Annotated in this window: 22 protein-coding genes, 2 tRNA genes and 1 riboswitch; of the genes, 16 read left to right on the forward strand and 8 right to left on the reverse strand. The window is 63.4% G+C overall.

Translation table 11 applies throughout. From position 1 onward, the window contains the following. Positions 1–62: 62 nt before the first annotated feature. From gatC to D9V28_RS03355, 10 genes are all read left to right on the forward strand, one after another. Positions 63–362, forward strand: coding sequence for an Asp-tRNA(Asn)/Glu-tRNA(Gln) amidotransferase subunit GatC (gatC, locus tag D9V28_RS03310; RefSeq protein WP_121658257.1), 300 nt, complete (start codon positions 63–65; stop codon positions 360–362). Further along, complete coding sequence (gene gatA, locus D9V28_RS03315; RefSeq protein ID WP_121658258.1) at positions 362–1,873, forward strand: Asp-tRNA(Asn)/Glu-tRNA(Gln) amidotransferase subunit GatA; 1,512 nt, start codon at positions 362–364, stop codon at positions 1,871–1,873. Before gatC ends, gatA begins: the two co-directional genes overlap by 1 nt. Beyond that, on the forward strand, positions 1,873–3,387 hold the full coding sequence (gatB, locus tag D9V28_RS03320) for an Asp-tRNA(Asn)/Glu-tRNA(Gln) amidotransferase subunit GatB (protein WP_121658259.1): 1,515 nt from the start codon (positions 1,873–1,875) through the stop codon (positions 3,385–3,387). Before gatA ends, gatB begins: the two co-directional genes overlap by 1 nt. A 49-nt stretch (positions 3,388–3,436) precedes the next feature. Further along, positions 3,437–4,030, forward strand: a complete 594-nt coding sequence (locus tag D9V28_RS03325; protein WP_121658260.1) for a hypothetical protein — start codon at positions 3,437–3,439, stop codon at positions 4,028–4,030. 40 nt (positions 4,031–4,070) lie between these two features. Beyond that, positions 4,071–5,324, forward strand: coding sequence for a DNA polymerase IV (locus tag D9V28_RS03330; RefSeq protein WP_121658261.1), 1,254 nt, complete (start codon positions 4,071–4,073; stop codon positions 5,322–5,324). Positions 5,325–5,384: 60 nt separating this feature from the next. Beyond that, the gene (locus D9V28_RS03335; protein WP_121658262.1) at positions 5,385–5,744 is read left to right on the forward strand and encodes a hypothetical protein; all 360 of its coding nucleotides are present in this window, start codon (positions 5,385–5,387) and stop codon (positions 5,742–5,744) included. Between the two features lie 17 nt (positions 5,745–5,761). Then, positions 5,762–5,873: riboswitch (TPP riboswitch) on the forward strand. A gap of 130 nt (positions 5,874–6,003) precedes the next feature. Beyond that, on the forward strand, positions 6,004–6,570 hold the full coding sequence (locus D9V28_RS03340) for an ECF transporter S component (protein WP_229727708.1): 567 nt from the start codon (positions 6,004–6,006) through the stop codon (positions 6,568–6,570). A gap of 93 nt (positions 6,571–6,663) precedes the next feature. Next, on the forward strand, positions 6,664–8,073 hold the full coding sequence (locus D9V28_RS03345; RefSeq protein ID WP_371869987.1) for an ABC transporter ATP-binding protein: 1,410 nt from the start codon (positions 6,664–6,666) through the stop codon (positions 8,071–8,073). Then, the gene (locus tag D9V28_RS03350; RefSeq protein ID WP_121658265.1) at positions 8,070–8,852 is read left to right on the forward strand and encodes an energy-coupling factor transporter transmembrane component T family protein; all 783 of its coding nucleotides are present in this window, start codon (positions 8,070–8,072) and stop codon (positions 8,850–8,852) included. Before D9V28_RS03345 ends, D9V28_RS03350 begins: the two co-directional genes overlap by 4 nt. Before the next feature lie 7 nt (positions 8,853–8,859). Then, positions 8,860–9,399, forward strand: coding sequence for a nucleoside/nucleotide kinase family protein (locus D9V28_RS03355; RefSeq protein WP_121658266.1), 540 nt, complete (start codon positions 8,860–8,862; stop codon positions 9,397–9,399). Here D9V28_RS03355 and D9V28_RS03360 read toward each other — a convergent pair. The 4 genes from D9V28_RS03360 to orn all read right to left on the reverse strand — a co-directional run bounded on the left by D9V28_RS03360 (position 9,396) and on the right by orn (position 11,837). Then, the gene (locus D9V28_RS03360; RefSeq protein WP_121658267.1) at positions 9,396–10,628 is read right to left on the reverse strand and encodes a D-alanyl-D-alanine carboxypeptidase family protein; all 1,233 of its coding nucleotides are present in this window, start codon (positions 10,626–10,628) and stop codon (positions 9,396–9,398) included. The two genes, D9V28_RS03355 and D9V28_RS03360, sit on opposite strands and share 4 nt — an antisense overlap. 59 nt (positions 10,629–10,687) lie before the next feature. Then, on the reverse strand, positions 10,688–11,038 hold the full coding sequence (locus tag D9V28_RS03365; protein ID WP_229727709.1) for a metallopeptidase family protein: 351 nt from the start codon (positions 11,036–11,038) through the stop codon (positions 10,688–10,690). A gap of 51 nt (positions 11,039–11,089) precedes the next feature. Continuing rightward, positions 11,090–11,165 (reverse strand) — tRNA-His (locus D9V28_RS03370). A 51-nt stretch (positions 11,166–11,216) separates the two neighbouring features. Continuing rightward, positions 11,217–11,837, reverse strand: a complete 621-nt coding sequence (gene orn, locus D9V28_RS03375; RefSeq protein WP_121658880.1) for an oligoribonuclease — start codon at positions 11,835–11,837, stop codon at positions 11,217–11,219. 85 nt (positions 11,838–11,922) lie between these two features. Between orn and D9V28_RS03380 the strand changes: the two genes are divergently transcribed. Together D9V28_RS03380 and nadE are read left to right on the forward strand one after the other, a co-directional pair. Then, positions 11,923–11,998: transfer RNA gene (locus D9V28_RS03380), tRNA-Arg, on the forward strand. Between the two features lie 110 nt (positions 11,999–12,108). Then, positions 12,109–12,930 carry an ammonia-dependent NAD(+) synthetase gene (nadE, locus tag D9V28_RS03385; protein WP_121658268.1) on the forward strand — a complete coding sequence of 274 codons (822 nt, stop codon included), beginning with the start codon at positions 12,109–12,111 and terminating at the stop codon, positions 12,928–12,930. 70 nt (positions 12,931–13,000) lie between these two features. On the opposite strand, the gene D9V28_RS03390 is transcribed toward nadE, so the two are convergent. The 3 genes from D9V28_RS03390 to mgrA all read right to left on the reverse strand — a co-directional run bounded on the left by D9V28_RS03390 (position 13,001) and on the right by mgrA (position 15,184). After that, positions 13,001–13,744, reverse strand: a complete 744-nt coding sequence (locus D9V28_RS03390; RefSeq protein ID WP_121658269.1) for a hypothetical protein — start codon at positions 13,742–13,744, stop codon at positions 13,001–13,003. Between the two features lie 89 nt (positions 13,745–13,833). Further along, complete coding sequence (locus D9V28_RS03395; RefSeq protein WP_121658270.1) at positions 13,834–14,082, reverse strand: hypothetical protein; 249 nt, start codon at positions 14,080–14,082, stop codon at positions 13,834–13,836. 94 nt (positions 14,083–14,176) lie between these two features. Beyond that, entirely contained in the window at positions 14,177–15,184 is a 1,008-nt protein-coding gene (mgrA, locus tag D9V28_RS03400; protein WP_121658271.1) for an L-glyceraldehyde 3-phosphate reductase, read from the reverse strand. A gap of 229 nt (positions 15,185–15,413) precedes the next feature. Here mgrA and D9V28_RS03405 point away from each other — a divergent pair, with 229 nt between their 5' ends. The 4 genes from D9V28_RS03405 (at position 15,414) to D9V28_RS03420 (ending at position 18,904) form a co-directional block, all read left to right on the forward strand. Beyond that, on the forward strand, positions 15,414–16,091 hold the full coding sequence (locus D9V28_RS03405; RefSeq protein ID WP_121658272.1) for a single-stranded DNA-binding protein: 678 nt from the start codon (positions 15,414–15,416) through the stop codon (positions 16,089–16,091). A 152-nt stretch (positions 16,092–16,243) separates the two neighbouring features. Then, positions 16,244–16,744 carry a DUF6993 domain-containing protein gene (locus D9V28_RS03410; protein ID WP_229727710.1) on the forward strand — a complete coding sequence of 167 codons (501 nt, stop codon included), beginning with the start codon at positions 16,244–16,246 and terminating at the stop codon, positions 16,742–16,744. 4 nt (positions 16,745–16,748) lie between these two features. Then, positions 16,749–18,431 carry an energy-dependent translational throttle protein EttA gene (ettA, locus tag D9V28_RS03415; protein ID WP_121658273.1) on the forward strand — a complete coding sequence of 561 codons (1,683 nt, stop codon included), beginning with the start codon at positions 16,749–16,751 and terminating at the stop codon, positions 18,429–18,431. After that, positions 18,431–18,904 carry an acyl-CoA thioesterase gene (locus tag D9V28_RS03420; RefSeq protein ID WP_121658274.1) on the forward strand — a complete coding sequence of 158 codons (474 nt, stop codon included), beginning with the start codon at positions 18,431–18,433 and terminating at the stop codon, positions 18,902–18,904. Before ettA ends, D9V28_RS03420 begins: the two co-directional genes overlap by 1 nt. On the opposite strand, the gene D9V28_RS03425 is transcribed toward D9V28_RS03420, so the two are convergent. Further along, positions 18,901–19,785, reverse strand: coding sequence for an acyl-CoA thioesterase (locus tag D9V28_RS03425; RefSeq protein WP_121658275.1), 885 nt, complete (start codon positions 19,783–19,785; stop codon positions 18,901–18,903). The two genes, D9V28_RS03420 and D9V28_RS03425, sit on opposite strands and share 4 nt — an antisense overlap. Positions 19,786–19,838: the final 53 nt, after the last annotated feature.

A 19,838-nucleotide genomic window follows, 5' to 3' on the forward strand; every position in this document is an offset into this window, starting at 1 on the left:
TTCCTGGACACCGGGCCGCAATAGAATGGGAGGACACCCCAGTACTTATATGACGGAGACCCATGTCTGAAATTTCTGAGGAGCAGGTGGCGCATCTGGCGAACCTTGCCCGAATCGCCCTCACTCCCGAAGAGATCTCGAGTCTCACGACCGAGCTCGACCAGATCGTCGACAGCATCGCCAAGGTTCAGGAGGTCGCAACCCCCGACGTCCCGGCGACAAGCCACCCCGTTCCGCTGTCCAACGTCTTCCGTCCCGACGTCGTCGGCAACACTCTGACGATCGAGCAGACGCTGCAGAATGCGCCCGAGCACGCCGACAACCGATTCAAGGTCTCGGCGATCCTGGGGGAGGAGCAGTAGTGAATGACATCATTCGGATGACCGCTGCTGACCTGGCGACGCACCTTCAAAGCGGCGAGATCAGCGCCGTCGACGCGACCCAGGCCCACCTCGACCGCATTGAGGCGGTCGACACCGACGTGCACGCGTTCCTCGCGGTTTCGTCAGACGCCCTCGACACCGCTCGCCGTATCGATGAGCGCCGCGCCGCAGGTGAGAAACTCGGCCCCCTCGCTGGTGTTCCGCTCGCGGTCAAGGACGTCCTCGTGACCACCGACATGCCGTCGACATCGGGAAGCAAAATCCTCGAGGGCTACATGTCACCGTTCGACGCCACAGTGGTGCGGCTGTCACGTGAAGCCGGGTTGATCCCCATCGGCAAGACCAACATGGACGAATTCGCCATGGGCTCGTCCACCGAGCACTCCGCATACGGCCCGACCCGCAACCCGTGGGACCTGGACCGGATCCCTGGCGGCTCGGGTGGCGGATCGGCCGCAGCGGTTGCCGCGTTCGAAGCACCGCTCGCCCTCGGAAGCGACACCGGCGGATCGATCCGCCAGCCCGCGCACGTCACGGGCACCGTCGGTGTCAAGCCGACCTACGGAGCTGTCAGCCGCTACGGCGCGATCGCGCTCGCGTCCTCCCTCGACCAGGTCGGGCCAGTGACCCGCACCGTCCTCGACGCAGGACTCCTGCACGACGTGATCGCGCACCACGACCCGCACGACTCCACGTCGCTGAAAGACGTGTGGCCCTCGATGGCGGACGCTGCCCGGTCGGGCGCCCGCGGAGAGGGCCTCGCTGGACTCAAGGTCGGCGTGGTTCGTGAGCTCACCGGAAACGGATTCCAGGCCGGCGTGCAGAGCCGCTTCGACGAGACGGTCGCTCTGCTGACACAGCAGGGTGCCGAGGTGATCGAGGTCAGCGCGCCGCACTTCGAGTACGCCGTTGCCGCCTACTACCTCATCCTCCCGGCTGAGGCGTCGAGCAACCTCGCCAAGTTCGACTCGGTTCGATTCGGCATGCGTGTGCAGCCCGAGGGTGGCGGCACCGTCGAGCAGGTCATGGCAGCAACCCGCGAGGCCGGATTCGGTCCAGAGGTCAAGCGCCGCATCATCCTCGGCACCTACGCGCTGAGCGCCGGGTACTACGACGCATACTACGGAAGCGCGCAGAAAGTCCGCACGCTCATCCAGCGCGACTTCAACACAGCTTTCGAGAAGGTCGACGTTCTCGTCACACCGAGCGCACCGACAACCGCGTTCAAATTCGGTGAGAAGCTCGAAGACCCGATGGCGATGTACCTCAACGACATCACAACCATCCCCGCCAACCTCGCTGGCATCCCCGGCATCAGCGTTCCGATCGGGCTCGCTCCCGAGGACGGTCTGCCCGTTGGTATCCAGGTCATGGCGCCGCAGCGCGAGGATGCCCGGCTCTACCGCGTTGGCGCGGCAATCGAAGCTCTGCTCGAGCAACAGTGGGGTCACACGCTGATCTCGCAGGCTCCGGCACTGGGAGGAAAATAATGGCGAAAGACGCCCTGATGGACTACGACAAGGCGCTCGAACTGTTCGAGCCGGTCCTTGGCTTCGAGGTCCACGTAGAACTGAACACCAAAACGAAGATGTTCTCGTCTGCTCCGAACGAGTTCGGCTCAGCGGCGAACACAAATGTCAGCCCGGTGTGCCTCGGCCTGCCAGGAGCGCTTCCTGTCGTCAACGAACAGGCTGTGCGCTACGCCATCAGCCTTGGCCTCGCGCTCGGCTGCTCCATTGCGCCGTCGTCGCGATTCGCTCGGAAGAACTACTTCTACCCGGACCTCGCGAAGAACTACCAGATCTCGCAGTACGACGAGCCGATCGCCTTCGAGGGTTCCGTCGACGTGGAAATGCCAGACGGTCGAATCGTCACTGTGCCGATCGAGCGCGCTCACATGGAAGAGGACGCGGGCAAGCTGACCCACGTCGGCGGATCCACCGGTCGTATCCAGGGTGCTGAATATTCCCTCGTCGACTACAACCGCGCGGGTGTGCCGCTTGTCGAAATCGTGACTGACATCATTTACGGTGCCGAAGCGGATGCTCCGGAGCTGGCCAAAGCGTATGTCGCGACGATCCGCGACATCGTCACCAGCCTCGGAATCTCTGACGCGAAGATGGAGCGCGGCAACTTGCGCTGCGACGCCAACATCTCGCTGCGTCCGCGAACGGCAGCGGGCGAGCCGCCTGCACCGCTCGGAACTCGGACAGAGACGAAGAACGTCAACTCCCTGCGTTCGGTCGAGCGCGCCATCCGTTACGAGATCCAGCGCCAGGCCGCGATCCTCGCCTCCGGTGGCACGATCATCCAGGAGACGCGCCACTGGCATGAAGACACCGGGCGCACGAGCGCAGGTCGGCCCAAGAGCGATGCTGACGACTACCGGTACTTCCCGGAGCCGGACCTGCTTCCCGTTGAGCCGAGCGTTGAACTCATCGAGGAACTGCGCGCCGCCCTGCCTGAGCCGCCCGCCGCGCGTCGGCGTCGGCTCAAGGCGGACTGGGGCTTCACCGACCTCGAGTTCCAGGACGTCGTCAATGGTGGCCTCCTCGTCGAGATCACGGAGACGGTCGCCGCAGGAGCGACCCCCGCCGCTGCGCGCAAGTGGTGGACAGGGGAAATCAGCCGGGTAGCGAACGTTCAGGGAGTTGAAGCATCCGCTCTCGTTTCGCCTGAGAACGTCGCTGCGCTTGCGGGACTCGTCGATACTGGAACGCTCACGGACAAGCTCGCACGGCAGGTCCTCGAAGGCGTCATCGCCGGAGAAGGCACCCCGCAGGAGGTTGTCGACGCTCGCGGACTGGCCGTTGTTTCCGACGACGGAGCGCTCATCGCCGCCATCGACGACGCTCTGGCCTCGCAGCCCGACGTTCTCGCCAAGATCCGCGACGGCAAGGTGCAGGCAGCCGGTGCGGTCATCGGCGCTGTGATGAAGGCCATGAAGGGTCAGGCCGACGCCGCCCGCGTGCGTGAACTGGTTTTGGAACGCGCGCAGAGCTGACGCTGGCTACCCACTTCCGAACCTAAAATGTCGGGGGTACCATCTTGCCATGCTGGTCGAGGGTTCGATTCGCTGGCAGATCACAGAGGATTGCCCGAGGGATCTGCTCCTCGCGCTTGCCCTGAGAGACCTCGCTGGTCTGTCAGGGGAGTGCGAGGAACAGGTCCCTCCTGTCATTCCCGAGCCGGACCCGGTCACGCTGCCCGACATCGACAGGCGAGCACTGGCAGCCCAATGGCGCGGCTGGTGGGCGGGTATCGTTCGCCGGGAAACCCGGCCATTCATCAGCCAGGTCCGGCCGCCGCACTTCGAGGTTTTCGATCGAGCGCTCGAACTGCAGGACCTGGTCTACTGCTGCTACGACTCGGTGACCGCGTGGGTGGAGGAGCGGCACGCCGAGTATCTCGCCGCCGTGAAGGCACGTGAACACCCGCTCGCTGACGCCTACGAACTCGTGCAACGACGACAATTCGAATTGCGTCGACAGACGGGGTCGTTCCGACTCGACCTCGAGGTGCTTCCCGTCGCGGAGCCGGGCGCATGGGTGGTCGCGCCAGACACCGTGATCATCTCCGAGTCACTCCGCGACGACCCAAACGCATTCCGCGAGTGGCTCAAGCCGGTCGTCATCGCGCTCGTCTGACAGGGGTTCGTGCCCGGTCAAAGCTGGGAGAATAGAACCCATGAGCAAGCAGGATGGAAGCGCGCGGCAGGTGACGCACGGCGTCGCCGACGACGACGGCGCGAACATCCTCCACATCGACATGGATGCGTTCTTCGCCTCTGTCGAGTTGCTCGATCATCCCGAACTCCGCGGGAAGCCAGTCATCATCGGCCATGCGGAGGGCCGCAGTGTCGTCACCAGCGCCACCTACGAGGCCAGACGATTCGGTGTGACAGCGGCGATGCCGGTTTCGAAGGCCATTCGGCTGTGCCCACAGGCCACGATTCTTCCCCCTCACCACGAGCGCTACACCGAGTACTCCCGCCAGGTGATGGGCATCTTCCGTGATGCCACCCCGCTTGTCGAACCTCTGAGCATCGACGAGGCCTTCCTCGACGTGTCCGGAGCACGCCGACTGATCGGCTCTCCTGCCGTCGTCGGCCAGCACATCCGAGACCGGGTACAGCGTGAAACCGGACTGACCTGCTCAGTCGGAGCGGCAGCCACCAAGTTCGTCGCGAAGGTCGCGTCCGGCCGGGCGAAGCCCGACGGGCTCCTCGTCATCCCGCCAGCCCAAACCTTGGCCTTCCTTCACCCCCTGCCAATCCGCGCACTGTGGGGAGTCGGAGCGAAGACCGAAGAATCGCTGCTGCGCATCGGCCTGCATACGGTCGGTGACGTCGCCGCAACTCCGCTCACCACCTTGACCCGAGCCGTCGGTGAGGCAACCGGGCACAAACTGCACGAACTGGCACACGGGCGCGACGCGCGCAGCGTTGTCACGGCCACATCGGAAAAGAGCATCGGCCACGAGGTCACCTTCCACGTCGACGTGACTGATCCCGCCCGGGTGCGACTCGAACTGCTGCGACTCGCCGACCAGGTAGCTGCTCGCCTTCGGCGTGCGGAACTGTTCGCCAAGACCGTCGCCATCAAGGTCCGATTCGAAGACTTCACCACGGTGACTCGGTCACGAACCCTTTCGGAGCCGTCGAATGTTGGTCGGCGGCTCTTTGAGGAAGCAAACGAACTCCTCACCGCACTGCAGCTCAACGGCAGGGCGGTTCGACTGATCGGCGTGCGAGCGGAACAGCTGACCGGAGAGCAGGACGCCATGGCGGCGCTGTGGGATCCGGACGAGGAATGGCGAGAGGCTGAGACCACCATCGACTCGCTCCGCGCGCGGTTCGGTGGTGAAGCGGTGAGACGCGCTTCGCTCCTCGGACGAAAGGGAAACGACACGGCTGGCGGAACGCGCGCGCCGTCGTCCTGATTCGCCCAGAGCAAAAGCAACCCGTGGCGCGCCTTCGCTCAGGCCGGTAGCGTGAGTGCCATGACAAATCTCGCGTTGGAAATGGCAGACCGGTTCAAGTCAATCGGAGTGACCTCCGTCTATGGGGACCCGGTAGACGTCGACGGAGCGAAACTCGTTCCTGTTGCACTTGCGTGGTACGGCTTCGGCGTCGGCGAGGGGGAGGGCGAAGGCGATACATCGTCGTCTGCGGTCTCTGGCAAGGGAACCGGTTCCGGCGGCGGTGGAGGCGGATTCGCCCTGCCGATCGGCGCCTATCTCAAGACCGGCGGCGGGCTGCGCTTTGAACCGAACGTTGTCTCCCTCCTGGCCGTTGGCATCCCCTTCGTTTGGGCAGCAGGCAAGGCCCTCTCTTTCGTCATCAAAGCACTGAAGAAGTAGCGTTCGAGTTATACTCGCCTGAGTAACACGGGAGTCCGGTGAACCGGGCTGAGAGGAAGATTCCATAATCTTCGACCGTCGAACCTGATCTGGGTCATGCCAGCGCAGGGAGGCAACCTTCTCGCTACCCGTGCCCTGTTTCCTAACGGAGGGCGCGAAAGTGCATTTCACATCAACAGAATCCACCACTTCAACCGACCCTGAAACGGTTCCAGGCGCTACGCGCGGGCTCGCGAAGCGACCTGGACGTTGGCGCGTCGTGGACATCGTGACCGCGAGCGTTCTTGGTGTTGCGGCCGGCGTCATCTTCTGGGCCTGGGGCCTGGCCTGGGGACCGCTCAGCGCGGCCCTCGCCTTCACCCCGGGACTCGGCGGTCTCCTCGCAGGCGGCTGGTTGTTCGCCGGCGTTCTCGGCGGGCTCATCATTCGTAAACCCGGTGCCGCCATCTACACCGAACTGGTCGCGGCCGCCGTCTCGGCACTCATCGGAACGGTTTGGGGTTTCGAGACCCTTATCTGGGGCCTTATCCAGGGTGCCGGCGCTGAACTGGTGCTCGCACTCTTCTTCTACCGCAGCTTCCGAATCTGGGTGGCGCTTCTTGCCGGCGCCGGCGCTGGCGTCGCTGTCGGGTTGCTCGACACGACATTCACCAGCTACGCGGCGCTCGACGCCGGGGCGAAGATGACCTATTTTCTCAGCGCCGTCGTGTCAGGCACCGTTCTGGCCGGACTGCTGCCGTGGTTCGCTGTTCGCGGCCTCGCCGCAACCGGCGCTCTGTCACGGTTCGCTGCCGGCAATGAGGCTCGGGCAGGCCGGGCGATCTAAATGAGGGACAGCTTCCCTGCGGGAATAGTCCGTGGAGCTCAGGTCTCGGCTTCGGGGTGGGGGTGGCGGCATGCTGGACGCTCGGCGCCAGCGGTGTCCGAGCTGACCCTCACTATCGAGCCAGGGGAACGTGTCCTCCTCCTCGGACCGTCCGGCGCGGGCAAGTCGACCCTCTTGGCCGGCCTCGCCGGTGTCCTGGGTGGTGACGAGGAGGGCGACGCATTCGGCGACCTGAGGATTGACGGCAGGCGGCCCGCTGACGTTCGGGGGAGAGCCGGCCTCGTTCTCCAGGATCCGGAATCGCAGGTTGTGCTCGCGCGAGTCGGCGACGACGTGGCATTCGCGTGCGAAAACCTCGGTGTACCGCGCGACCAGATTTGGCCACGGGTGCGTTGGGCGCTCGACGCGGTCGGACTCCGACTCCCATTGGAGCATCCGTCATCGCGGCTGTCCGGTGGCCAGAAACAGCGGCTCGCCCTCGCCGGCGTTCTTGCCATGCGCCCGGGTCTCGTTCTTCTTGATGAGCCGACGGCGAACCTCGACCCTGCCGGTGTGGCCGAGGTGCGGGACGTCGTCGCACAGGTGATCGAAGACACCGGCGCGACGCTCATCGTCGTCGAGCACCGCGTGGCCGTCTGGCAGGACCTCGTCGACCGGGTGATCGTCCTCGATCCGGCCGGGGGAGTACTGGCTGACGGTTCCCCCTCCGATGTCCTGCGCGTCCACGGGCAGCGACTCGCGCATGCCGGTGTCTGGGTTCCCGCGTTCCCGCCGACGGCTCCTCCCCGGCCCACGCGTGCGGCCAGGGGCGGAGAGCTCCTTGCTTCGCACGGCCTGACGGTGGGGAGAACACCGTTCGCCTCACGAACGACGCTGCCCGTGGCATCCGCTCTCGATATCTCACTGTTCGAATCGGAAAGTCTTGCTCTCACGGGGCCAAACGGTGCAGGCAAGTCGACCCTCGCCCTCACCCTCGCCGGACTGCTCGCCCCGCTGAACGGCACAGTGACCGCGCGCCCCGCCCTGAGCCGCGGCCTCAGACCTGAGCCGATTCGCTGGAAATCACGCAACTTGCTCACCCGCATGGGCACAGTGTTTCAGGACCCCGAACACCAATTCCTCACGTCGAGCGTGCGCAAGGAACTGGCGATCGGGCCTGCCGCGCTCGGGCTGTCCGAGCCGGAGATCCGCTCGCGGGTCGACGAACTGCTCGGTCGGCTCCGGCTCGATCGCCTCGCCGACGCCAATCCATTCACGCTGTCAGGGGGCGAAAAACGTCGCCTGAGCGTCGCGACCATCCTTGCGACCCGCCCGCAAATCCTTTTTCTCGATGAGCCTACTTTCGGTCAGGATGCCACGACGTGGCGGGAGCTTGTCGGCCTGCTTGGTGAGCTGGTCGACTCGGGCAGCTCGATCGTGACGGTGACGCACGATGACGAGCTTGTCCGGGCGCTGTCGGATCGGACATTCGTGCTCGACGCGCAGTCGGCGGTCCTGTCATGACAGGTCTGATCCCGGCTGTGCGCGATTCTGCCATCGCGCGCGTGAATCCCGTCGCGAAGTTGGCCGTCGCGGTGCTCATCAGCGTGACCCTGTTGCTGTCGATCGACGTGGTGTCGGCGTCGGTCGCCCTGCTTCTCGTCGGCATCCTGCTCTTCTGGTCCGGCCTCGACGCGCGCGGGTTCTGGTTGCGGACGGCGCCGCTGTGGCTGGCTGCGCCCTTCGCCGGCCTGACGACCGTGCTCTACGGAGAGGACTCCGGCGCCGTCCTGGCGTCGCTGGGCTTCGCGACGATCACCGAGGGTTCACTCGCTCTCGGGGTCGCGATCACCCTTCGTGTCCTGGCGATCGGGCTGCCGAGCATCGTGCTGTTCGCCACCACTGACCCGACCGATCTGGCTGACGGACTCGCGCAGGTCCTGAAGCTCCCATCCCGCTTCGTGCTTGGAGGGCTCGCCGGGCTCCGGATGGTTGGACTCTTTGTGGACGACTGGCGTGCGCTTGGCCAGGCGCGGCGTGCTCGGGGTGTCGGCGACGCGAACTTTTTCGCCCGATTCTGTAGTCAGGCCTTTGCACTACTCGTGCTCGCCATTCGCCGAGGGAGCAAGCTTGCAACGGCGATGGAAGCGAAGGGATTCGGTTCCGATCTCGAACGGACCTGGGCTCGCCCGTCGACGGTTGGTCGCCCGGAACTGCTGCTTGTGCTCATCGGCGCGGGTATTGCCGGTGTGTCCATTACCGCGGCCGTGCTCGCCGGAACCTGGCAGTTCATCCTTGCGTGATTCGGCGATGGACCTCGCTGTCGCACACATTCTGTCCCGTGTTGATGTTCAGGGAGCCGATGTGCTCCTTATCGACGGCCCAAGCGGGGCAGGGAAGTCGACGCTGGCCGACGCGATCGTTGAGAACTGGCCAGCGGCCGAGAAACCGACACTCATACGCATGGATGACATCTACCCAGGCTGGGGTGGCCTGGCCGCGGCCGGTGAGCACGTGCGAACCCGGGTGCTCGAGCCGCGGAGCCTGAATCAGAACGCGCGCTGGCAGCGGCACGACTGGACACTGGACGCTCCGGCTGAGTGGCACGACGTTCCGTCGGCCCTTCCGTTGCTTGTTGAGGGCTGCGGTGTCCTGACCCGGGCCTCAGCCGCACTGGCGACGGTCACGGTCTGGCTCGACGCCGATGACGCAGTGCGCAAGGAACGCGCGCTTGCCCGCGATGACGGTGCGTTCGACGCACACTGGGACGACTGGGATCAGCAGTTCGCTCGATTCGTTCGAGACGAAGACCCGGTGTCCTCAGCGAAGCTCGTCCTGCGTGCGAGCTAGTCCTTCAGAGAATCGATCAGCGAACTGATCACGGGGACGGGGTGGGACAACCGCCAGAACACTCCGGGGTCGGTAATGGCTCGATCCAGTGTCAGCGAGGTTTTCGCTGAGGTCGATCCGTCGACGACCGTAATGCTCCCAACCTTCGCACCGGTACCGCCGATCGTGACCCGATCGGCGTTGACCTCGATCGTCGGGGCGGCTGCTCCCCATCGGAGCCGGGCCGGGGTGGCGCCTGACACGCCGTTCGCGGACTCGCCCCAGGGGGTCGTGAAGGTCACAACCGGACTGTTCTCGGGCAGAACGGGAGTCGGGGTCACGCCGGCGCGCGCGCTCTCCATCAGCGCTACGACGCCGCTTTCCAGGCTCTCCCAGTCGGGCTGTCGGAGGAAGGCACCATAGAACCGGTACGACTCTCCCTCGACCGAAACGTCCCCGGCAAACAGCAGGCAGATTCCGGCGGCGTCCGTATAGCTGCGCGAGATTCCAACAACCTGCTGCTCCGGCAGGTAGGTTGTCGTATTCGTGATCCCACGGCGACTTGGCAGGCCGGTGACCGGCTCTGCGAGTACCGAAGAAATTGCTGGGTCGGTGAGCGCGAGCGCAGCGAGGCGGGACAGATCCGCCGCAGTGCCGACGCTGCCCTCGTCGAGGCCGGTCGCGTCGACGACCGTCGTTTCGGTCATTCCGTTCTCGTCCAGCCACGCGTTCGCGGCCTCCACATAGGCCTCGGTTGAACCGAAAGCCCACCGGGCGAATGTGTCTGCGTGGTTATTGCTCGAACCAAGAAGCATGGCCTGCAGCATCTCGCGCTCGGTCCACTGATCTTCCGTGTACACCGTCACGGTCCGGGTGCCCGCGTCGCGGTAGTCGATGTAAGCCAGGTAGTCATCTGTGGTGATCGGAACGGTTCCACCCGGCTCACCATCGGCGAGTGGTTTCGCATCGAGGACTACGAGCGCGGTGATGGTTTTGGTGATGCCAGCCATCGGTACGGGAGTTGCTTCCCCGGCGACGGCGATCGGGGCCAAATCCGCGCCCTCGACTACGGCACTCGCGCCGGTCATCGGGAGCGCCGGCGGGACGGCAGTGGCGTCCGGCGATGCTGCGGGAAGATTGCTGACGGATGCTGCCGGTAGCGGACCCACGAGCGTTGCCGGTCCGTAGACTCCAGCCCCGAGAATAACCAGCGTTCCGGCGAAGATTCCGAAACCTCGAGCTACGCCCATTTTGTACCGCCTGACTTTGTCACGGAATTCAGGCTAACCCGGCGGGAACGCTTTAGCTGTTAGCCCCAGCCGAGCGAATGCAATTCCTCGTCGTCGATGCCGTAAAAATGGGCGATCTCGTGCACAAGGGTGATTCGGACCTGTGTCCGCAGTTCGTCTTCGGTGTCGACGATGGCGAGGAGCGGTTCACGGTAGATGCTGATCATGTCTGGCAACTCGCCAAACCCGTATTGTCCACGATCCGTGAGAGCGATGCCTGAGTACAGACCGAGAAGGTCGAGTGAGCCGTCCTCTGGCAGATCCTCGATCACGATCGCGACGTTGTCGAGTCCGTCGACCATATCGTCTGGAAGCTCATCAAAAATCTCGCCCACGAGGGCTTCGAACCTGTCGGCGTCGAGGTCATACACGAAACTGCGGCCGATCCGACCCGAATGCGCTGTATCCGCGCGGGTCTTCCTTGGGGTGAGTAACGGGGCTTGAACCCGCGACCTCCTGGACCACAACCAGGCGCTCTACCAACTGAGCTATACCCACCATGCGCATCGTCTGGTTTTTCAACCTGGCGATTGCAACCCTGAAAGTCTATTACATGATTGGAGCGTATTTGTTCACAACGCCCTCTGCGGCCGATTTTGCTTGATCGGATGTTGGTCCGGGCTGCGGAACGAAGACCGCTTCCCGGTAGTAGGCAAGCTCGCGGATCGACTCGAGAATGTCAGCGAGGGCCCGGTGCCCGCCGTCCTTGGACGGAGCATTGAAATACGCACGGGGGTACCAACGGCGAGCAAGTTCTTTGATCGACGACACGTCGACGTTGCGGTAATGCAGCTGCGCGTCGAGCCGCGGCATGAACTTGGTCAGAAACGCACGGTCCGTTCCGATCGAGTTTCCCGCGAGGGGCGCACGTTGTTCCGCGGGGATGTGCGACAGCACATATTCGAGGACCTGGTACTCGGCGTCTGCGACGCTGATGCCGTGGGGGATCTCTTCGAGAAGACCGGAGGACGTGTGCATGTTGGTGACGAACTCACCCATGTTCGCCAGGGCAGAGTCATCGGGCTTGATCACAATGTCAAGTCCGTCGTCGACCGGCTTGAGGTCGTAGTCGGTGATCACGACAGCGATTTCGACGAGTTCGTCGTTGTCGATGTCGAGTCCCGTCATTTCGCAGTCGATCCATACAAGTCGGTCGCTCACAGTGCTCATGGTCTCCATGGTATCCGTGACCGCGAAGCACGGCCGTCGTGCCGGTGCTGTGGCCCGTCGGCCTGCGGTATCCTGAGGAACGCCCGCCTCCGTAGCTCAGGGGATAGAGCAGGAGCCTTCTAATCTCTTGGTCGCAGGTTCGAATCCTGCCGGGGGCACCAAATCATCGGCGACGCTCGCTCGCCATGCGAAATATGCCGCGCCGCGAGTGCGCCCGTCCGAGCATCGAATTTGTCATTCGGCTGTAACGACGGATGGGTAGATTACTGTCATGCGAGAACTCCAGAAACAGATCATTTCCGAACTGCACGTTCGTCCCGAGATCGATCCCGAGGCAGAGGCGCGCAGGCGTGTGGACTTCCTCGCTGACTATCTGACGGCATCCGGTGCTCGCGGGCTTGTCCTCGGAATCAGCGGGGGCCAGGACTCCTCCCTCGCAGGGAGGCTCTGCCAACTTGCGGTCGAGCAACTGGCCGAGGACGACGTGAAGGTCTCGTTCGTCGCCGTGCGCCTGCCCTACGGTGTGCAACACGACGAGGAAGACGCGCAGCTCGCCCTGGAATTCATCCAACCGCAGCGGGTGGTCACTTTCAACGTGAAGCGGGGAGTCGACGGCTTCGAAGCGGAGTTCATAGACGCCACGGGGGCTGCCATCACAGACTTCAACAAAGGTAACGTCAAGGCGCGAGCACGCATGATCGCGCAGTATGCCCTCGCCGGTCAGGACGGAATGCTGGTCGTCGGCACCGACCACGCGGCGGAGGCGGTCACGGGATTTTTTACGAAGTTCGGCGACGGCGGTGCGGACATCGTTCCGCTGTCTGGTCTGACGAAGCGGCAGGGTAAGGAGCTGTTGAAGTTCCTCGGTGCGCCCGCTCGACTCTACGAAAAGCTCCCAACGGCGGACCTGCTTGACGAGCAGCCTGGCCAGACCGATGAGGCGAACCTGGGCTTGAGCTACGAGCACATCGACGACTACCTCGAGGGTCGCGACATTCCGGGGCACGTTGCCGAAGCCCTTGAAGCGCGCTTCCTTGCCACCCGGCACAAGCGCACGACGCCGGTCGAGCCAGCCGACGGCTGGTGGCGATAGTTCACCGACATATGAAAGCCGGCTCCGCGAACAGGCGGAACCGGCTTTCATTTTGGAACGGCGTGGGTGGCTAGGCCAGCTTCTTCTCGTCGGTTCCGGTAGCGGTCGAGCGCGCGACGTCCATGGCCGCAACGTCGTCGATGAGTTTCTGTGTTGTCGTGTCGGGAACGTCGGTCTCCGTACGGGAGAACGCCGCGGGTGCAACGGGTGATTCCGCGGTTATCGACTTATCAACCGACTCTTCGGCTGCGTACTTCTCGTGGTGCTGGCGGGTAGCCCAGGCATCCTGCTCGGCGAGCAACGTCTTTTCGTTCGCCGTGTTTTCGAACCGCCAACGCTCGAGGTCGCTCTCGAAGACGCGCTTGGCGCGGTTCGGTTTGTTCTGCCACTCAACAAGGCGATCGCGGAACTCGGCGACGACAGGTCCGAGCTCGTAACCGAACGTTGCGGAGTTACGCTTCATCTCGGCGAGCTGGTGAGCAGACCAGTTCGCGGCGGTCGATGCGCCCTTGATCGGCAGCAAGCGCAACTGAATATCAGCCTGGGCGACAGCGCGGTCAGCGAGCGCCTGCTCCTGCAGCGTCAGCGAGTTCCACGCTGCCGCTTCGGTCGAGGCGTCCACGAGTGCAGCAATCGCTGCTGTCTTGAGATCGCGATCGCGCTGAGCGATGAGCCGGCGAACGGCGGCCTTGGTAATCGACGCTGCCAGCAACGCCGAGACGATGATCGCAATAAAGATGACAGCGGCGGTGAAGAGCACCGGTCGCGTATCAGTTGCGGTGAGCCAGCTTACGAATTCATTCAGCCATTCCATGTGCCGAAGGCTACCTTCGCGAGGGGTGCTAGGCGGGCAATTCCGCGCCGTGTCGCACTTTTAGGAGGTTCGGCGTCCGGGCTGGATCTCTATCGGAGGCAGTCAACGGCGTCCTGAATGTTCCAGAATTGTCCAAGCGAAAGGAACGAAGCCCGAACAGCGTGGAAGCGCTTGGCGATATAAACGTCCCCTGCGGCCGTGTTTGAGCGTTCAACGTGTCCGAGAATGCGACCGTCCCTGCGGCGAACGCGCCACAGGCCGTCGTGCACGCTCACGAGTTCGACGCCCGCGTATGTGCGAAGTGTTTCTGCCTGCGGTGTGCCAGTTGCAATGCCCATGATGCCTCCCTGTTTGCGGCCGGCCCCGTCGCTGATGTGGTAACTACACGGTATGGGTCACCACTGACATCGGCGAGGACGGCCGCGGGGATGGCTAGTTGAGTCCCGTGCCGTCGACGGCGTGCGGCTCGATGGCAGCAAGTTCTTCGGTGCTGAGCGCCGGGGCCGAGAGCGCTGCCACGTTCTGCTCCAACTGGGCGACAGAGCTCGCACCGATGAGCGCCGAGGTCACCTGCGGGTGTCGGAGCACCCAGGTCAGCGCCATCTGCGCCAGAGTTTGTCCGCGATCGGACGCCACGGCGTTCAAAGCGCGTGCTCGTTCAAGGTAAGTCGCCGAGATGCGTTCCGCAGGCAGGAAATGGCTCGTGGCGGCCCGCGACCCAGCCGGGACTGTGCCGTCGAGGTAACGGTCAGTCAACATCCCCTGCGCAAGGGGTGAGAACACGATTGAGCCAGCACCCACCTCGTCGAGTACCTGCAACAAGCCGTCTTCGACGTGGCGGTTGAACATCGAATAGCTCGGTTGATGGATGAGAAGCGGCACCTTGTGTTCAGCGAGTGCCGCGGCGGCGCGTTTCGTCTGTTCGGGTGAATAGTTCGAGACGCCCGCGTAGAGAGCCTTCCCCAACTGGACCGCGGAGGCAAGGGCCCCCATCGTTTCCTCGATCGGGGTCTCGGGGTCGGGACGGTGCGAGTAGAAAATGTCGACGTAGTCGATGCCCATGCGGTTGAGGCTTTGATCAAGTGATGCAAGGAGCGACTTCCGTGAGCCCCACTGCCCGTAAGGCCCCGACCACATGTCGTAGCCCGCCTTGGTCGAGATGATGATCTCGTCGCGGTGCGCACGGAGGTCCTCAGCCAGTATGCGTCCGAAGTTTCGCTCGGCTGAACCGGGTGGCGGTCCGTAGTTGTTTGCGAGGTCGAAGTGGGTGATGCCCAGATCGAATGCGCGACGAACGATCGCCCGCTGGGCTTCGATTCCACGACTATCGCCGAAATTGTGCCAAAAACCCAAGGAAACGCGGGGGAGCAGTAGTCCGCTTCTTCCGGTTCTCGCGTACTGCATTTCGTCGTATCGATTCCCAGCTGGCTCGTAAGTCATGAGGAAATGCTAGTGGTGGCGAGGATGTCGTAGTGGGAATCCATGGAACTCCTCCCCACTCCCACCCGAGACGCACGTTTCCCACTGATGCGGGGAGAGGCGTGACGGCGCGGAAGCTTCCACGCACACTCGAATGCATGGTCCCGGGGATGGCGGTCCGGCACGAGGGTCGTCCCCGGGATCGTTCGCACCAGAGGTTCTGCGTGTGTAGTCGAGTTGGGAGATCTTCATGACAGACAGCATTAGTTTCACCGGCTTTGTCGCAACGGTTCCCGTACATCGGAGGATCCGCGACGGCGTTGACATGGTCAGCTTTCGATTGGGGTCCCCCCAGCGGTACTTCGACAGGAACACTCGAACGTGGGTGGACAGTGACACCAACTGGTACACGGTTTCCACTTTCCGGTACCTCGCCAACAACGTTCACCAGTCGGTCAACAAGGGCGACCGTGTGATCGTGAAAGGTCGGCTGCGCGTGCGTCGGTGGGAGAAGGAGGACAGGAGTGGTCTTGCCGTCGATATCGATGCAGAGTGTGTCGGCCACGACCTCGCGTGGGGCACAGCGCGATATATACGGACCCCAGCGAAAGACTCAGCCCTGACCCCAGACTCCGGAACGGATGAGCAGCCCGAGGAACAGGCGATCGTTGACGGGTATCACAGACCCGAAGTGGGTCAATCGGAACCGCGATCCACGACTCCGAACAGCGACCAGGGCCCCTGGGACGTCGCAGTGCCGGGCAGCCTGGGCGCTCCCACGGAGGCCGGAACGCACCAGCCATACACTGGCGATGAAACACCGGTTTATGCAGATGAAGACGCACCGCCTTTCCCCGACGAAGAGGCACAGTCGTATACGGATGAAGAGAGACGCCCGGCGGCATCGCACGCTGAGTTCCCCGCTTGACCGCCGAAAGACACACAAGCGGCGGGGCCTGCCAGGTCCGCGGCGGTGCACAACACAGACGCAATTCCCCCGTCGGGTTCCCGTTCTAGACTCGAAGGCAAGCGGCGCGTCTACTGGGATGGGTCGATCACGACAGACATAGGGGAGATGGCGTGGCGAATCAGGGCGTGCGATTCAGGACCCGAGCAGTATCTGGGATTGGCGCCGTTCTGATCGCTGGCTTGGTACTTACCGGATGCTCAACTCCGGACGCAGCAACGTCGTCGACCCCTGCGAAGCCGCCGACGACGACCGAGGCTCCGGTCGCAGAGCCGACAACGCCGGTGCTGTTGCCGTCGGGCTCCGCAGAAGAGAACCTGCCGTACTTCGACCACGTCAACGCTCAGACCCTGGCCGCGAACCCGGCCTCAGACGGGCGGGCCTTCGTTGATGGTCTCGTCGCTGCCGGTTTCGACAAGGCAGCGATGGAGGTGACGCTTGACACAACTACCATCGGTAAGCCGGCTGACTCGATCCAGTTCTCCGTGAAGTGGAATGAGTACTGCCTGATCGGGCAAAACGGAGATGGTGTTGGCGGTTACCACTCGACGGTAGGTCGGGTCCTCGGCACTGGCACATGTCTCATTGGCAAGACAAGGCCAATAGACTGGTAGCAATATGGCCGAATACATTTATTCCATGGTCCGGGCTCGCAAGGCCGTCGGAGACAAACTGATTCTTGACGACGTCACAATGTCGTTCTTCCCCGGCGCCAAAATCGGCGTCGTGGGACCAAACGGTGCCGGAAAGTCCACGATCCTGAAGATCATGGCCGGCCTCGACACCCCGAGCAACGGTGAAGCCAAGCTGACCCCCGGATTCTCCGTCGGCATCTTGATGCAGGAGCCGGAACTCGACGAAACCAAGACTGTTCTCGAGAACGTCCAGGAGGGCGTCGGCGAGATCAAGGCCAAGGTTGATCGCTTCAACGAGATCTCCCTTGCCATGGCGGAGCCTGATGCCGACTTCGATGCGCTCCTCGCTGAGATGGGCACCCTTCAGGAAGAGATCGACCATGCCGACGCGTGGGATCTCGACTCGCAGCTTGAGCAGGCAATGGACGCGCTCCGCACACCGCCGGGCGACCTGCCTGTAGCCAACCTCTCGGGTGGAGAGAAGCGCCGCGTCGCTCTGTGCAAGCTTCTCCTGCAGAAGCCCGATTTGCTGCTGCTCGACGAGCCCACTAACCACCTCGACGCCGAGAGCGTTCTTTGGCTCGAGCAGCACCTGGCCAAGTACGCAGGCGCTGTGCTCGCCGTGACTCACGACCGGTACTTCCTCGACCACGTAGCCGAGTGGATCGCGGAGGTCGACCGCGGTCACCTTTATCCATACGAGGGCAACTACTCCACCTACCTGGAGAAGAAGCAGGAACGTCTGCAGGTCCAGGGCAAAAAGGACCAGAAGCTTTCCAAGCGACTTGCTGAAGAGCTTGAGTGGGTGCGATCAAACGCGAAGGGTCGCCAGGCCAAGTCCAAGGCGCGTCTCGCCCGTTACGAAGAGATGGTGACCGAGGCGGAACGCACTCGCAAACTCGACTTCGAAGAGATTGTCATCCCGGTCGGACCTCGCCTCGGCGCGCAGGTCATCGACGCGAAGAACCTCAAGAAGGGCTTCGGGGAGCGCATCCTCATCAGCGACCTGAGCTTCACGCTGCCGCGCAACGGAATCGTCGGCGTCATCGGCCCCAACGGTGTCGGAAAGACAACGTTGTTCAAAACCATTGTCGGACTTGAGCCGCTCGACGGTGGAGATCTGAAGGTCGGCGAGACGGTCGACATTTCCTATGTTGACCAGAGCCGCGGCGGTATCGACCCGAATAAGAACCTGTGGGAAGTTGTCTCCGACGGACAGGACTACATTCAGGTCGGGAAGACCGAGATTCCGTCTCGCGCCTACGTCTCGCAGTTCGGCTTCAAAGGACCGGACCAGCAGAAAAAGGCCGGCGTGCTTTCCGGTGGAGAACGCAACCGTCTGAACCTCGCGCTGACGCTCAAGCAGGGCGGAAACCTCCTCCTCCTCGACGAACCAACGAACGACCTGGACGTCGAAACGCTCGGCAGCCTCGAGAATGCACTGCTCGAGTTCCCCGGTTGTGCGGTGGTTATCACCCACGACCGGTGGTTCCTCGACCGCATTGCGACGCACATCCTCTCGTACGAAGGCACCGAGGAAGACCCGGCCAACTGGTACTGGTTCGAGGGCAACTTCGAGTCGTATGAAGAGAACAAGATCGAACGCCTCGGCCCTGACGCTGCAAAGCCGAGCCGCGCGGCCTACCGCAAGCTCACGCGCGACTAATGCGGGTCCACGTCCCGATCCATCTCCGTTGGGGCGACCTCGACGCTTATAACCACGTCAACAACGTGGAGCTCATGCGCCTCCTCGAGGAGGCGCGTGTGCGGGTGTTCTGGCGCAGCGAGGAGGAGGGCGGCGACGTGGACTCCGGCATGGCCCTGATCGAGGCCGAAGCCGGATCTGACACCATCACGCTCATTGCTCGGCATGAGGTCGAGTATGTTCGCCCGATCCCGTACCAGCGCCAGCCGTTGGACGTGCAAGTGTGGATCGGCAAGCTCGGCCGAGCAAGCCTCGAGGTGAACTATGAGGTGTTCGGACCGGCGGGAAATGACCAGCCGTTGTACGCCCGTGCGTCCAGCGCCATTGTGTTGGTGAACGCCGTGACCTCGAAACCGCGTCGGATCACCGACGAGGAGCGCGTCGCATGGACGCGCTACCTCGAAGAGCCAGTGGCCTTCACCAAGCGCGGTTAGCTCTCGGTCGCGAGGGCGGTCGGCACTCGCACCATGCCTTCCTGGGCGACGCTCGCCACGAGCACTCCGTCTCGCGTGTAGAAACGTCCCTGGGCGAGGCCACGCCCTCCTGACGCGCTCGGTGATTCCTGCACGTACAGGAGCCACTCGTCCACGCGGACCGGACGGTGCCACCACATCGCATGGTCGAGGCTGGCGACCTTGAGATTCGGGGTGACCCATGCGAGACCGTGCTTACGCAGAATCGACTCAAGCAGCGGGTAGTCGCTGGCGTACGCCAGGGCGGCACGGTGCAGGCTGGGATCGTCGGGAAGCTCGCCGAACGCCTTGATCCAGACGGCGTTCGTCGCGGTGTGCTCGCTTTGAACGTTCAGATAGATCGGCGAGGGGACATGCCTGATGTCGAATGGACGATCGTTGGCCCATGATCGTGCAGCCGGGTGATCGATGTGGCCGAGCAACTCGGCCGTTGTGGGAAGGCTTTCCGGGTCTGGGTATCCCTCCGGCATCGGTGCCTGGTGGTGCAGTCCGTCGTCGGCGTCCTGGAACGAGGCGATCATCGAAAGAATCGGCACACCCGACTGGTAGGCCTGGGTGCGTCTCGTTGAGAATGAACGACCATCATGAATTCGATCAACGCTGAAGGTGATGTCCTGGTTGACGTCGCCCGGGCGCAGGAAATACCCGTGCATCGAGTGGACGATGCGGGACTCGTCGGTGGTGCGGCTCGCGGCCATGACCGCCTGAGCGAGCACCTGCCCGCCGTAAACACGGCCGCCCGGCATCCACTGAGATTGCCCCGTGAAGATATCTTCGCTCGTGCGAGCTCCCGTGTCTGTCAGGTTGAGGGCGTTCAAGAGGGATGCGACGGGGTCTGTCATTGCTCTCCGATCGATGGTGCGCGCGCAAGGGTGGGGTGCCGCCCGTGCCTCTT

This window comes from Mycetocola zhadangensis, from assembly GCF_003668565.1.
Lineage (GTDB): Bacteria > Actinomycetota > Actinomycetes > Actinomycetales > Microbacteriaceae > Mycetocola_A > Mycetocola_A zhadangensis.